The sequence below is a fragment of the Streptomyces sp. NPDC021622 genome (genome assembly GCF_040640795.1).
Lineage (GTDB): Bacteria > Actinomycetota > Actinomycetes > Streptomycetales > Streptomycetaceae > Streptomyces.
Genome location: NZ_JBFACK010000008.1, coordinates 243,426 through 256,719 on the forward strand (window position 1 = coordinate 243,426; position 13,294 = coordinate 256,719).

11 protein-coding genes and 1 tRNA gene are annotated in these 13,294 nt (G+C 69.1%); 1 reads left to right on the top strand and 11 read right to left on the bottom strand.

Annotated elements, in window-relative coordinates:
* Positions 1-99: 99 nt before the first annotated feature.
* Together AB0G47_RS18400 and AB0G47_RS18405 are read right to left on the bottom strand one after the other, a co-directional pair.
* Positions 100-2,610, bottom strand: coding sequence for an FtsX-like permease family protein (locus AB0G47_RS18400; protein ID WP_360770570.1), 2,511 nt, complete (start codon positions 2,608-2,610; stop codon positions 100-102).
* 94 nt (positions 2,611-2,704) lie between these two features.
* Entirely contained in the window at positions 2,705-3,475 is a 771-nt protein-coding gene (locus AB0G47_RS18405; RefSeq protein WP_360770572.1) for an ABC transporter ATP-binding protein, read from the bottom strand.
* A gap of 398 nt (positions 3,476-3,873) precedes the next feature.
* Here AB0G47_RS18405 and AB0G47_RS18410 point away from each other — a divergent pair.
* A tRNA-Leu gene (locus AB0G47_RS18410) sits at positions 3,874-3,956 on the top strand.
* 79 nt (positions 3,957-4,035) lie between these two features.
* Here AB0G47_RS18410 and AB0G47_RS18415 read toward each other — a convergent pair.
* From AB0G47_RS18415 to AB0G47_RS18455, 9 genes are all read right to left on the bottom strand, one after another.
* Entirely contained in the window at positions 4,036-4,818 is a 783-nt protein-coding gene (locus tag AB0G47_RS18415; RefSeq protein ID WP_360770575.1) for a hypothetical protein, read from the bottom strand.
* Positions 4,819-4,845: 27 nt separating this feature from the next.
* On the bottom strand, positions 4,846-5,445 hold the full coding sequence (locus AB0G47_RS18420) for a hypothetical protein (RefSeq protein ID WP_360770578.1): 600 nt from the start codon (positions 5,443-5,445) through the stop codon (positions 4,846-4,848).
* On the bottom strand, positions 5,418-6,692 hold the full coding sequence (locus AB0G47_RS18425) for an MlaD family protein (RefSeq protein ID WP_360770581.1): 1,275 nt from the start codon (positions 6,690-6,692) through the stop codon (positions 5,418-5,420). The genes AB0G47_RS18420 and AB0G47_RS18425 overlap by 28 nt, the downstream gene beginning before the upstream one ends.
* The gene (locus tag AB0G47_RS18430) at positions 6,692-7,984 is read right to left on the bottom strand and encodes an MCE family protein (RefSeq protein ID WP_360770584.1); all 1,293 of its coding nucleotides are present in this window, start codon (positions 7,982-7,984) and stop codon (positions 6,692-6,694) included. Before AB0G47_RS18430 ends, AB0G47_RS18425 begins: the two co-directional genes overlap by 1 nt.
* Positions 7,981-9,123 carry an MCE family protein gene (locus AB0G47_RS18435; protein ID WP_360770587.1) on the bottom strand — a complete coding sequence of 381 codons (1,143 nt, stop codon included), beginning with the start codon at positions 9,121-9,123 and terminating at the stop codon, positions 7,981-7,983. Before AB0G47_RS18435 ends, AB0G47_RS18430 begins: the two co-directional genes overlap by 4 nt.
* On the bottom strand, positions 9,120-10,100 hold the full coding sequence (locus AB0G47_RS18440) for an MCE family protein (protein ID WP_360770590.1): 981 nt from the start codon (positions 10,098-10,100) through the stop codon (positions 9,120-9,122). The genes AB0G47_RS18435 and AB0G47_RS18440 overlap by 4 nt, the downstream gene beginning before the upstream one ends.
* A gap of 68 nt (positions 10,101-10,168) precedes the next feature.
* The gene (locus AB0G47_RS18445; protein ID WP_360770593.1) at positions 10,169-11,206 is read right to left on the bottom strand and encodes an MlaD family protein; all 1,038 of its coding nucleotides are present in this window, start codon (positions 11,204-11,206) and stop codon (positions 10,169-10,171) included.
* On the bottom strand, positions 11,203-12,471 hold the full coding sequence (locus AB0G47_RS18450) for an MCE family protein (protein ID WP_360770595.1): 1,269 nt from the start codon (positions 12,469-12,471) through the stop codon (positions 11,203-11,205). Before AB0G47_RS18450 ends, AB0G47_RS18445 begins: the two co-directional genes overlap by 4 nt.
* Before the next feature lie 5 nt (positions 12,472-12,476).
* A complete protein-coding gene (locus AB0G47_RS18455; RefSeq protein ID WP_360770598.1) occupies positions 12,477-13,292 on the bottom strand; it encodes an ABC transporter permease in 816 nt (271 codons plus the stop codon).
* Between the last annotated feature and the right edge of the window lie 2 nt (positions 13,293-13,294).

Below are 13,294 nucleotides of genomic sequence, written 5' to 3' on the forward strand. Positions count from 1 at the left end.
GGGGCCGTTGTGGCTGGTCGCGCAGTTCCCCGCGCCCCTTACGGGGCGGGGCCCGGACGACAAGTCGTCCGGGCCCCTTCGCGCGTACTACCGCCGGTGCTACTCGCTCTTGATCGCCTGCAGCGGGTTCAGTCGTGCCGCGCTGCGGGCCGGCCAGACCGCCGCGAGGACGCCGACCACCGCGGCGATCACCAGGAAGATCGCGATGCGGCCGAACGGGATCTCCATGGAGTACGTCGTCACCGTCTCGGCGATGCTGCCGCCCGCCGCCCAGCCCATGAAGAGGCCGAGGCCGATGCCGAGGATCGCGCCGAACAAGGAGATCACGACCGACTCCAGGCGCACCATCTGCTTGACCTTCGCGCGGTCGAGGCCGATGGCCCGCAGCATGCCGATCTCGTGCTTCCGCTCGAAGACCGACATGGCCAGGGTGTTGATGACGCCGAGCACCGCGATCAGGATCGCCATGGCGAGCAGGCCGTACAGCATGTTCAGGACCATGTTGATGGCGCCGCCGATGGCGTTGCTGATCGCCTGCTTGTCCTGGATGGTGATGGCCGGGTTGTCGCCAAGGGCCTTGACGATGGAGTCCTCGGCGCTGTCGGACGCGCCGCCCTTCATCTTCAGGAGCACCTGCTTGTCGACGATCTTGTCGAGGTGCGGGTCGACGACGGACGTCGGCGCGAACAGGCCGCTGAGCATCTCGTTCGCCTCGTAGACGCCGGCCACCTTCAGCCGGACCGTCTTGCTGTCCTCGTCGAACTTCACCGGGATGGTGTCGCCCGCCTTGATGCCCTTGTCCTTGGCGGTGTCCGAGTCCACGAGCGTGGACTCGCCCTTGAAGGCGTCCATCGAACCGCTGGTGAAGTCCAGGCCGACCAGCTTGCCGATGGTCTTCGGGTCGACGCCGGAGATGGAGGTGTAGCTGCCGTCGGCCTCGCCGTACGCGGCGCGCAGCGGGCTGCTCGCCTCGACGTCGGGGAGCTTGTCGAGCTTCTCGCGGACCTCGGGGGTCAGCGGCTGGAAGTTCGCCATGGAGACGCTGTAGTCGGCCTTCAGGGAGTCGACCGCCATCTTGTTGATGGCGCTGCTCATGGAGGTCGCGACGACCGTCATCGCCGTGATGAGGGTCAGGCCGATCATCAGGGCCGACGCCGTGGACGCCGTACGGCGCGGGTTGCGCACCGAGTTGAGGCGCGACAGCTTGCCGGAGACGCCGAACGGCTTCAGGAGCGGGGCCGACGCGGCGATGACTGGGCGCGAGAGCAGCGGGGTGAGGACGATGACGCCGACGAGGATGACACCGGCGCCGCCGGCCATCACGTAGTTGTCGTCCATGAAGAGCATGACCGTGCCGAGCGCGACGATCAGCGAGCCGATCGTGTTGCGTACGACAAGACCACGCGTGGTCGGCGTCGCGTGCACGCTGTTCATCGCGGCGACCGGCGGGATCCGCGCGGCGCGGCGGCCCGGCAGCCAGGCGGCCAGCATGGTCACGACCACGCCGATCACGAGCGCCACGACGACCGTCGTCGGGGAGATGACCAGCGGGCCCTGGGGCAGCGATGCGCCGCCCGAGTTCATCAGGGCCTCAAGCCCCGTGGAGACGCCGATGCCGAGCCCGAAGCCGGCCACGGCGGCGACAAGGCCGACCAGGAACGCCTCGATGAGCACGGAGCGGGTGACCTGGCGGCGCGAGGCACCGACCGCGCGCATCAGGGCCAGCTCCTTGGTGCGCTGGGCGACCAGCATGGTGAAGGTGTTGGCGATGATGAAGATGCCGACGAACAGCGCGATACCGGCGAAGATCAGCAGGACCTGGCTCATCGAGCTGGTCTGCTGCTCGATCATCTCGTCCTGGTTGTCGGAGAGCTCGGTGCCGGTGACCGCGTCCGTGTCCTTGGGCAGGATCTTCTCGACCGAGCTCTTGAGCGCGGTCTCGGAGGTGCCGGCGGCCGCCTTCACGTCGATCTCGTCGTACTCGGTCTTGTTCAGCGCCTTCAGCGCGGTCGCGTTGTCGAAGACCATCAGGCTGCCGCCCGCGACGACACTGCCGTCGTCGGTGTCGAAGACGCCGCTGACCTTCGCCTCCCGCACCGGACCCTCGGTGGAGTAGCGGACCGTGTCGCCGACCTTGTAGCCGGTGCGCTCGGCGGTGCGCGAGTCCAGGGCGACATCGCCCGCGGACTTGGGCGCGGCGCCCTCGGTGAAGTCGTAGCGCGGGTCCTTGCCGTCCTTGGCCGGGTAGTAGTTGGCGCCGGTGGTGCCCCACTCGCCGCCGACCAGCTTGCCGTCCTTGTCGGCGAGCGCGGTGAACCCGGAGACCCCGCCGATCGCCGATTCGGCGCCGGGCAGCTCCTTGGTCTTGGCGAGCAGCGAGTCGGTGAGCCGGGGCTGCTGCTTGGTCTCGTCGTCGGAGCCGCCGTTCTGCTGGATGGCGACCGAGACGTGGTCGAAGCTCTTCGCCGACTTGTTCTTGTAGGCGTTGCCGAAGGTATCGGTGAAGACGAGGGTGCCGGAGACGAAGGCGACGCCGAGCATGACGGCGAGCACGGTCATCAACAGCCTGGCCTTGTGCGCGAGCACGTTGCGCAGGGCGGTACGGAACATGGGTGAGAGTCCTGGAGAGAGGGCGCCCCGAAGGGGCGCGGGGAACTGCGCGACAAGCCACGACGCGCCCGCAGGCGGACGAGGCACGGAGCACCTAGCTGGTACGGCCCTTCGCGTCGAAGGACTTCATCCGGTCAAGCACGCCCTCGGCGGTCGGCGAGAGCATCTCGTCGACGACCCGCCCATCGGCGAGGAAGATCACGCGATCCGCGTAGGCGGCGGCCACCGGGTCATGGGTGACCATCACGACGGTCTGCCCCAGCTCGCGCACGGAGTTGCGAAGGAAGCCGAGGACCTCGGCACCCGAGCGGGAGTCCAGGTTTCCGGTGGGCTCGTCACCGAAGATGATGTCCGGCTGAGAGGCCAGCGCACGGGCCACCGCGACGCGCTGCTGCTGGCCGCCGGAGAGCTCGGTGGGCCGGTGGGAGAGCCGCTCGGCCAGGCCGACCATGGAGATGACCTGCTCCAGCCACGCCTTGTCCGGCTTGCGGCCCGCGATGTCCATCGGCAGCGTGATGTTCTCCAGGGCGGTCAGCGTCGGCAGCAGGTTGAAGGCCTGGAAGATGAAGCCGATCTTGTCCCTGCGAAGCTTGGTGAGCTGCTTGTCCTTGAGGGTGGACAGCTCGGTCTCGCCGATCCGCACGGAGCCGCCGCTGAAGCTGTCGAGCCCCGCGACGCAGTGCATGAGCGTCGACTTGCCGGAGCCCGAGGGGCCCATGATCGCGGTGAACTCGCCCTGCCGGAAGTCGACGGAGACATGGTCCAGGGCGACCACCTGCGTCTCGCCCTGTCCGTACACCTTGGAGAGATCCGTGGCGCGCGCTGCCACGGCGGTGGCGCGGGCGGCGAAGGGGGTGGTGGTCACGGGACGGTGCTCCTGTCGGGACGACGAGTGGGGACGTACTCCATCGTGCTTGCCGATCCGCGCCGTGTAGTCAGCCGCTGTTCCGGTTCCAGGGGCCCTCTCCAGTCGGACCCGGGACGCCCTTGTCATACCTGGGGATGACACCTGCCCCTGAGACGGGCGGCACCCGTAAGCGGTCCGGGGACGAGCCGGGTGCGGTCCGGCTGCGGCTAAATTCCGTCATTCCGTACGGGACGCCGGGAACTCGCGGAATAGCCTGCGGCATGTACCGATGGCCCGTACCGGTGACTGATGCACCCTCAGACGTCAATAAAATAAGACAACATCGGGCTGTTGTTCCGCTGTTCGGGGGACGCCTCCCGATAGGGTCGAATCACTTGATGCGGAGCCCACGGCCAGCCCGGATGGTGGAATGCAGACACGGCGAGCTTAAACCTCGCTGCCCCTCGGGGGCGTGCCGGTTCGAGTCCGGCTCCGGGCACCTCCACCGTCCCCTTGCGGGACGCCTGGGCAAGTCTGACGGAAAATCAGTTCAACGGTCAAGCACCAGCGTTGGCCGGTCACAGCGCGTCGACGGCACTCACCTTCCAGCCGTCCGTCATACGCGTGAGGGTCATCCGGACCCGGTTCAGATCCACCCGCGAGCCGGAGACCTGAGTGCTCTTGGTGACCTGGTTCACGAAGAGCACCACAACGGCGCTGTCCGCCGACGCCGACGCCACCGAGGCCGCCGGGGCACCGCCGTCGGGCGGCGTGACCACGGAGGCCTTCACCACCCCCTTGTACTTCTTCGCGGTCGGCGCGACCACCGCCTTGGTCGTCCGGCCGTACTCGTCGCGGAAGGAGCCCGTGAGCCGGTCGCGCGCCGCGGCGAAATCCCGGTCCAGATGCCGGTAGTCGTACGACAGGACGAGGGGCGCCGCCTTCTGCGCGGCCGCGAGGGCCTGCGCCCGCGCCGCCTCGACCTGGCGGCCCTCCCGGTACTGCCACCCGAGCACCGCGACCGCGACGAGGCCCGCCGTGGTCAGAAGGGCGAGGACGGCGCTCAGCCGTGCGCGCCGGCGCCCGCGGGGCGGGGCCTCTGGGTCCGAGACCTCTGGCGCCGGTTGGTTCGAGGTGGCCTCTGGGGCCGGCGTCAGGACCTTCCCGACCACCTTCTCGACGGGCGGCAGCCCCGTCAGGTCGTTGACCAGATCCTCGGGTACGCCGTCGAGCGTGTCCTGCGCCCCGGAGCGGCTGCCGTCGGCCCGCTTCGCTGCGGCGCGGGCGGCCGCGGTCAGGGAGCGCCGGCCCGGTGAGCCGGGTCCGGTGCCGCGGCCTCGGGTGCTGGTGGTGTTCGCCACGGTGTCTCTCCTTATACGGGGGTGCGGTCAGCCGACGAACTCGACTCCGGACGTCAGCCAGCGGCCGTTCTTGAGTTCCAGGTCCAGCTGCAGCCGGTAGGTGCGGGCCTGGCCGTCGGGGGCGGCGGTGTTGGTCACCTTGCTGTCGGCGACCACCAGGACACGGGCGGAGTCCTCGTCGGCCCGGGTGATGCCCGCTTCGAGGACCTGCCCCTTGGAGACCGACTTGTTCTTGGCGACCAGCTTCGTCAGCTGCGCGGTCTGCGCCGTGAACTGCTTCTTGAAGTCACCGGTCGCGCCCTTGAGCACGTTCTCGCTGTCCCGCCCGTAATGCCGGTAGTCGAGCGAGGTGAAGTTCAGGGCCGACTGCCTGGCCGCGGCCAGGATGTCCTGGTGCCGCTGCTCCGTCGCGCGCTGCTCGTACACCTGGAGGCCCAGCCACAGGGCGAGCGCCGACGTCCCCGCGGTGGCCACGGCGAGTCCCGCGGCCATGACGCGGCCGTTGCGGGCGGGGTCCGCGAGCCTGGCGCCGAGGCGGCGCAGCGCCCGTACGGGGCGGGATATCAGGCCTCCCGCCGAGCGGGCGGTCAGGCCGCCGCTCATGCCATCGGTCCTACGAGCAGCCATTGCCACGAGTCCTTTCCGAACGCGTTCTGTTCGCCGCCCGTCGAGCCGATCTCGACGGGCGTTCCGTCCGGTCCGACGGCGGTGCCGGTGTCCGGGTCGTACGGGGTGACGTGCGCCGCCCGGTCCGCCCCGCCGGAGCGGGCCGGGGCGCCGGGGGCGTTCTGCGCGCCGCGCACCGAGGTGTCGCCGCCGCGTGGCGCCGTGCAGCGTGCGCCGGTGTTGGCCGGTCGGTCGCCGGTGTCAGCGGGGTCGCGCCGCCGGGTGTCGTACCCCTGGCGGCAGGGCGCCGGTTCGTCCTTGCCCGCGACCAGGCCGAAGTGCGTGGTGCCGTCGCCCGGCACCACCGTGTAGCTGCCCGCGACGGTCAGGGGGAAGGTGACCAGGGCCTGTTCCACCCCGGGCAGTCGGGCCACCGTGATCTGGCCGCCGCTGATCAGATTCCCGAGGAGCACCGGCAGTTGGGTCCGGTTCGCCTTGAGCAGCGAGTCCACCTCGTGCGCGGCGGGCGCGCCCGACCCGATCAGCCTGCGGATGTCCCCGTCACTGGACTTGAGTTCCGCGGTGAGGTCCGCCAGGTCCTCGGAGAACGACTTGATCGACGAGCCCTGCTCCGACTGGGTCCTGAGGACCTTGCGCGAGTCCTCGATGAGCCTGATCGTCTCGGGGAGCGATGCGGAGGCCGACTCGACCAGCTCATTGCCCGAGTCCACCAGGCGGCTCAGGTGCGGTCCCGTCCCCTTGAAGGCCTTGCCCAGTTCGTCGACCGTGACTCGCAGATCCTCCTTGCCGACGGACTTGACCAGGCGGTCCACGCTGAGGACGAGCTCCGTGCTGGCCAGGGGTACCCGGGTGTCGCCGCGGGCGATCGTGCTGCCCTCCTCGAGCAGCGGCCCGGAGCCGGTGCGCGGCTGCAGATCGACGTACTGCTCACCGACCGCCGAACGGTGCGCCACCACGGCAAGCGTGTCCGCCGGGATCCGCGCCCCGTCCTCGATGTCGAGCGCCACCGACACCCCTCCGGCGTCGGCGAGTTCGAGCTGCCCGACCCGGCCCACGGGCACCCCGCGATAGGTGACCTCGGCCCCCTGGAAGATGCCCCCGGACTCGGCGAACTCGGCGCGCACGGTGTACCCGCGGTCGAGCAGGGCGTCGGGGATGCCGGTGTACTGCACGCCGACGTAACTCACGCCCACGGCGGTGACGGCGGCGAACGCGAGCAGCTGGATCTTGACCGTACGTGTGATCACTAGTAGACCCCCCTCAGCAGGAGCTCGGCCAGAGCGAGGTTGATCCCGGGCGCGGAGCCCTCGGTGTCCCCGTTCCCGTACGCGGCGTACTGGCCGGTGCACACCGGCGGGCACAGCTGCTCGGTGTCGCCACTCGGATCGTCGGGCGTGTCCGGCAGCTCGGGGGCCTTTGGGGTGTCCGGAACACCGGGGAGATCCGGAACGCCGGGCACGTCCGGCAGCTTCGGCGGTTTCGGCACATCGGGCAGCTCGGGCCCGGACGGGCCGTCCGGCTTCTCGGGGTCGTCGGCGAGATTGCCGTAGATGCTGTCCAGATCGAGATCGGCGGTGATCTTGAGGTTGACGTAGTCGCCCTTGATGGCGTCGGTGGTGCCGCGCGGGAAGGGATAAGTCGTCAGGAGCTCAAGGGAGTTCGGCAGATCGTCGCCCGCCTTGTTCAACTGCTCCAGGATCGGCCGCAGGTGCTTCAGATTGGCGACCACGTCGGAGCGTGAGGCGTTGACCACCTTGGCGCCCGCCTTGCCGAGCTTCGACAGCGACGTGAGCATTCTCGTCAGATCGCGTCGCTGGTCGGCGAGCACCTTGAGGGCGGGCGGCACGGTGTCGACGGCTCTGCCGATCGTCTTCTTCTCCTTCTTGAGGCGCTTGGCGAGGCGGTCGACGCCCTTGAGTGCACGCACGATCTCCTTGCGCTGGCCGTCGAGACCGCCGACGAACTTGTTCAGCTCCTTCAGCAGCGACTTGACCCGGTTCTCGCGGCCGGACAGGGCCTTGTTGAGCTCCGTGGTGATTGTCTTGAGCTGGGCCACGCCGCCGCCGTTGAGCAGCGCCGACAGCGCGGAGAGCACCTCTTCGATCTCCGGGTTGCGGCCGCTGCGGGACAGCGGAATCCGCGCACCGTCCTTGAGCCTGCCGACGGGGGCGCTGTCCGGTGGGGCGGACAGGGCCACGTATTTCTCGCCGAGCATGCTGGTCTGCCGCAGACCGGCATGCGCGTTGCCGGGCAGCTTCACCGAACCGGCGACCCGCAGCCGTACCTTGGCGTGCCAGCCGTCGAGCTCCACCTTCTCGACCGAGCCCACGGTGACGTTGTTGACCTTCACGGCCGACTGCGGCACCAGGTCGAGTACGTCCCGGAACTCGACCGTGACCTGGTAGGCGCCCGCGTCCTTGGCGGCGCCGCCGGGCAGTTCGACGTCGTACAGACCGTTGAACTCACAGCCGGCCAGGAGCAGTGAACCGATCGCGGCCCAGGCGGCCGCCCCGCCCTTGCGCAGCGTGCTCGCGCTCATGCCGCGGCCTCCAGGATTCCGCCGAGGGTCTTGTCGCTCGGCTTGGCGCCATTCGCGCCCGAAACCCCTTGTGGCTGCGACAACTTGGGCAGTGAGTCGAAGAGTTTCCGCAGGTCCTTGCACTCCGCGGCCTGCTTCTCGCCGGTGGTGCCGAGCAGCGAGCAGAGCAGCGCGGCCGGGTCCTGTGCCTGTTCGGCGTTGTTGCGGGTGTCGAGGGTGCCCGAGCCCGGGTTGTAGGCGTTCTGCAGATTCGACAGGCCGGTCGGCGTGGTCTCCAGGATCTCGGCGAGCGCCTTCTTCTGGGTGACGAGCACCTTGGTGACCTTGCTGAGCCCCTTCACATCGGAGGTCAGCGACTTCTTGTTCTTCTTGACGAACCGCTGCACATCGCCGAGCGCGGTGCCCAGGTGCTTCAGCGCGGCCGCCAGGTCCTTGCGCTCTCCGGCGAGCTGTCCTGCCACCTTGGCGAGGCTGGTGTTGAACGACCGCACGCTCTTGTCGTCCTTGGCGAGCATGGCCGTGAACACCTGAAGGTTCCGTACGGTGCCGAACAGGTCGCCCCGGCCGTCGGAGAGGGTGGTGACGGCCGTGGAGAGATCCTCCACGGTCTGATGCAGGTTCCCGCCCTGCCCTTCGAGGTTGTCCGCACTGACCCCGAGCAGCCGGGACAGTGAGCCCTTCTTGTTGGCGCCGCGCGGGCCGAGCGCCTCCGACGTGGTGTGCAGACTGTCGAAGACGCGGTCGAGCTCGACCGGTACGGCGGTGCGGCTCTGCGGAATGACGGCGCCGTCCCGCATCGCAGGGCCCTTCCGGTACACCGGGAGGAGCTGGAGGTAACGGTCGCTGACCACCGAGGAGTTGATGATCGCGGCCCGCGCTTCGGCGGGCACCTTGCGCTCACTGTCGTACTCGAAGGTCACCCGCACCCGCTCGCCCTCCGGGGTGATCTCCTTGACCTCGCCGATGCGGACGCCGAGCACCCGGACGTCCGAGCCCGGATAGATGCCGACGGTGCGCGGGAAGTACGCGGTGACGCGCACCGGTTCGTCGCGCGGCCACAGCACCACGGCGAGGGCGGCCACCACGGCCAGGGCGGTCGCCAGGGCCGTCCGCCGCAGGAGTCGTGCGTGCTTGCTCATCGCTTGTCTCCCGTCCGCGGGACCACCGGAGTGGCGACCAGGTTCTGGATGTAGCTGTCGAACCAGCGGCCGTTGCCGAGGGTGTTGGTGAAGAGCCGCACATAGGGCGCGAGCAGCTGGACGCTGCGATCGAGGCTGGAGTAGTTGCGCTCCAGCATCGACACCACTTTGTTCAGGCCCTTGAGTGCCGGGCCGATGTCCTTGCGGTTGTCCGCCACCAGGCCCGAGAGTTCGATGCCGAGCGTGGCCGAGCTCTTGAGCAGGGTGTGGATGGCCTTGCGGCGCTTGGCGATCTCGGTCAGCAGTTTGTCGGCGTCCCTGACCAGGGTGGAGAACTCGTCGGAGCGGTCGGCGAGCACCTTGGTGACGCCGTTGGCGTGGGTGAGGAGTTCGCGCAGCTCCTTGTCGCGCGACGCGACCGTGCGGGAGATCCTCGACAGGCCCTTGATGGACGCCTTCACCTCGGCGGGAGAGTCCTCGAAGGTGGTGGAGATGGTGTCCATGGCCTTGGCGAGCTGTTCGGTGTCGACCTTCTCCGTGGTGGTGGTCAGATCGCTGAACGCGGTCACGACGTCGTACGCGGGTGTCGTCCGGGACACCGGGATCTCGGCGCCAGGCTTCAACTGCCCTGGCCCCTTGGGCTCCAGGGCCAGGTACTTCGAGCCCAGGATCGTCTTGATCCGGATGGACGCGCCGGTCCTGGTGCCGAACTTCGGCTCGCCCTTGACCTTGAAGGTGACCTTCACATGGTCGCCGTCGAGGTCGACCTCGTCGATCTTGCCGACCTTCACCCCGGCGATCCGTACCTCGTCGCCCGGCTTGAGCCCGCCCGCCTCCGAGAAGGCCGCGCTGTACGTCTCGCCGTTGCCGATCAGCGGCAGACTGTCGGCGTTGAACGCGGCGGCGGTCAGGAGGCCGAGGGTGGTGAGACCCACGACACCGATCGTCACCGGGTTCCGCTCACGGAAGGGCGTCATCCGCCCACGCCTCCGCGGGAAGAGCCGCGGTATGCGCGGCACACGCAGCCTCATCCGCACACGCAGCCTCATCCGCCACACCTCGCCCGTGCCACATGCAGCTCGGGAGTGAGCACCTCCTTGGTCTTCGGCAGCACGATCCGGCCGTCGAAGTCACAGAGGTAGAAGTTGAACCAGGAGCCGTAGGACGCGGTCCCGGTCAGCTTGTTGAGCTTGTTCGGCAGCCGCTTCAGCACGCCCTCCACGGTTTTCTCGTTGTCGTTCAGCGTTCCGGTGAGCTCGCCGAGCTCCTTGATGTCGTCCTTCAGCGGAGGCCGTGCCTCCCCGATCAGGCCCGAGGTGGCCTCGGTCAGGTGCCCGATGTTCACCAGTGACTTTCCGATCGGCTTGCGGTCCGCGGACAGTCCGGAGACGAGCCGCTGCAACTGCTTGAGCAGCGAGGAGAAGCGGCCGCCGCGCTTGTCCAGGGTCGTGAGCACCTCGTTGAGGTTGTCGATCACGGAGCCGATGAGCTTGTCGCGGCCGGCAAGCGTGGTGGTGAGCGACGCCGTGTGGGCCAGGAGGCTGTTGACCGTGCCGCCCTCGCCCTGCAGCGTCTTGATGATCTCGGTGGCGAGCTGGTTCACGTCCTTGGGGCTCAGCGCGGCGAACAGCGGCTTGAACCCGGCGAGCAGCGCGTTCAGATCGAGCGCGGGCTGGGTCCGGGACAGCGGGATCAGGCCGCCGGGCCGCAGCGGCGTGCTGCCGCCCGCGCCCTCGGTCAGCGCGATGTAGCGCTGCCCGACCAGGCTCCGGTAGCGGATGACGGCGCCGGTGCTGGTGAACAGCGGGCGGTCCTCGGTGACGGTGAAGGTGACCTCGGCCCGGGTCCGGTCCTTGATCCGGATGCGGTCGACCTCGCCGACCCGCACCCCGGCGACCCTGATGTCGTCGCCCTCCTCCAGGCTCGTGACATCGCTGAACACCGCGCGGTAGGTGTGCTCCGGGGTGAAGGAGATATTGACGATGGTGGCCGCGAGCAGCGCCGTCGCCACCACCGTCACCAGCGCGAACAGCAGGAACTTCACCAAAGGCGCCGCGGTGTCCGTGGCTCGTGCCGTCTTCATGCGACGCTCACCGCCGTTCCGCGTGCCATCGGGCCGAAGAGGAGCGTCGCGACCGGGGGCACCTGGTCCGCCGGCATCCCGAGGACCGGGGCCACGAGGGAGCCGACGGCCCGCTGTTCGGCCGCGGTCGAGGACATCGTGGCCGAGTCGGAAGGACCACCGACCTTGTTGGGCTTCGTACCGTCGTTGAGCTGGTCGTCCCCCGCGGGCACCCGGGGATGGGGCAGACCGCGGCAGTTGGGGCCCGACCGGTCCGCGTACCGCGGTTCCTCGCCGGGCTCGTAGGCGGGCTGCGGGTGGACGAATTCGAGGGTGATACGCATCTTTCCGCCTCGATAGGTCTCTTCGGACGCCTTGTCCTGCCGCACCAGGCCCTCGAGCAGGCAGGGGTACTGGGGCGCATAGCGGGCGAACAGCGCAAGCGTCGGGCGGGAGACCCGGCCGAGGGTGATCAGGCGCTCGCCGTTGTCGTCGAAGAACTCCTCGCCGGTGTCGGCCGCGGTGGCGGTCGCGGTGAGGGCGGCGGCCAGCTGGCCCTGCTTCTCCACGAGGGTGCGGCTGGTGGTGACGGAGTTCCGCAGGATCTTCAGCAGGTCGGGCGCCGCGTCGGCGTACACCTCGGCGACGTCGGCGAAGCGCGTGATGTCCTCCTTCAGGGACGGCAGATGCGGGTTGAGGCGGCGCAGATAGCGCTCGACGCGGGTGAGGTTGGCGCCGATCCGGTCGCCGCGCCCGTCGAGCGCGGTGGCGAACGCGGAGAGCGTCGCGTTGAGATCGGCGGGCCGCACGGTGCGCAGGAGCGGCAGCAGATCGTTCATCAGCTGCTGCACCTCGATGCCCACCGTGGTGCGGTCCTGCGTGATGACGTCACCGGCGCGGATGTGCCGGTCCGACGGCCTGCGGGGCTCCACCAGCTCGACGTACTTCTCGCCGAACAGTGTCTTGGGCAGCAGCCGCGCGTGGACGTCGGACGGGATCTTGGCGGTGTGCTCCGGCTTGAGGGCGATCCCGAGGGTCGCCTTCTCCCCGTCGGCCCGCACCTCGCGGACCTCGCCGACCAGGAGGCCGCGCAGCTTGACGTCGGCCCGCGGCTCCAGCTGGTTGCCCAGGGTGTCGGCCTGCAGCGTGATCCGTACGACGGAGGTGAACACCTGCTGGTACACGGCGACGGAGAGGGCGAGCAGCAGCGCGATGACCGTGATGAACACGACGCCGTACAGCCGCAGTCTGGCGCCGCGCGAAGCGAGAGAGACCGGAATCCTCATCTGCCCTACCCCGCTATTCGTACGGTCGTGACGGCGCCCCAGATCGCGAGGCTGAGGAAGAAGTCCAGGACGTTGACGGCGACGATGGAGGTGCGCACGGCGCGGCCGACCGCGACGCCGACGCCGGCCGGACCGCCGCTCGCGTAGTAGCCGTAGTAGCAGTGCACCAGGATGATCACGACGGCGAAGACGATCACCTTGCCGAAGGACCAGAGCACGTCCACCGGTGGCAGGTACTGCTGGAAGTAGTGGTCGTAGGTGCCCGCGGACTGCCCGTAGTAGCCGGTGGTGATGGTGCGCGCGGCGAAGTACGAGGACAGCAGGCCGATCACGTACAACGGGATCACCGCGACGAACCCGGCGATCATCCGCGTTGTCACCAGGAACGGCAGCGAGGGCACGCCCATCACTTCCAGCGCGTCCGTCTCCTCGCTGATCCGCATCGCGCCCAGCTGCGCGGTGAACCCGGCCCCGACCGTCGCGGACAGGGCGAGGCCCGCCACCAGGGGCGCGATCTCCCGCGTGTTGAAGTACGCCGACAGGAACGCCACGAAGTTGGACGTGCCCAGCTGGTTGAGGGCGGCGTAGCCCTGAAGGCCGACCTCGGTGCCGGTGAAGAAGGACAGGAAGGCGATCACGCCGACCGTGCCGCCGATGACGGCGAGGGCGCCACGGCCGAAGCTCACCTCGGCGAGCAGGCGCAGGATCTCCTTCTTGTAGCGGCGCAGGGTGCGGCCGGTCCAGGCCAGGGAGCGGCCGTAGAAGGCCAGTTGGCTGCCCAGCTCTTCGAGCGAGCGGAGCGGGCGGTCGAGAAGTCGCATCA

Excerpts from the sequence above, each read along its gene's own strand:
- AB0G47_RS18400 (WP_360770570.1), bottom strand. The coding sequence starts at position 2,610 with ATGTTCCGTACCGCCCTGCGCAACGTGCTCGCGCACAAGGCCAGGCTG.
- AB0G47_RS18420 (WP_360770578.1), bottom strand. The coding sequence starts at position 5,445 with ATGGCTGCTCGTAGGACCGATGGCATGAGCGGCGGCCTGACCGCCCGC.
- AB0G47_RS18430 (WP_360770584.1), bottom strand. The coding sequence starts at position 7,984 with ATGAGCGCGAGCACGCTGCGCAAGGGCGGGGCGGCCGCCTGGGCCGCG.
- AB0G47_RS18435 (WP_360770587.1), bottom strand. The coding sequence starts at position 9,123 with ATGAGCAAGCACGCACGACTCCTGCGGCGGACGGCCCTGGCGACCGCC.
- AB0G47_RS18440 (WP_360770590.1), bottom strand. The coding sequence starts at position 10,100 with ATGACGCCCTTCCGTGAGCGGAACCCGGTGACGATCGGTGTCGTGGGT.
- AB0G47_RS18445 (WP_360770593.1), bottom strand. The coding sequence starts at position 11,206 with ATGAAGACGGCACGAGCCACGGACACCGCGGCGCCTTTGGTGAAGTTC.
- AB0G47_RS18450 (WP_360770595.1), bottom strand. The coding sequence starts at position 12,471 with ATGAGGATTCCGGTCTCTCTCGCTTCGCGCGGCGCCAGACTGCGGCTG.
- AB0G47_RS18455 (WP_360770598.1), bottom strand. The coding sequence starts at position 13,292 with ATGCGACTTCTCGACCGCCCGCTCCGCTCGCTCGAAGAGCTGGGCAGC.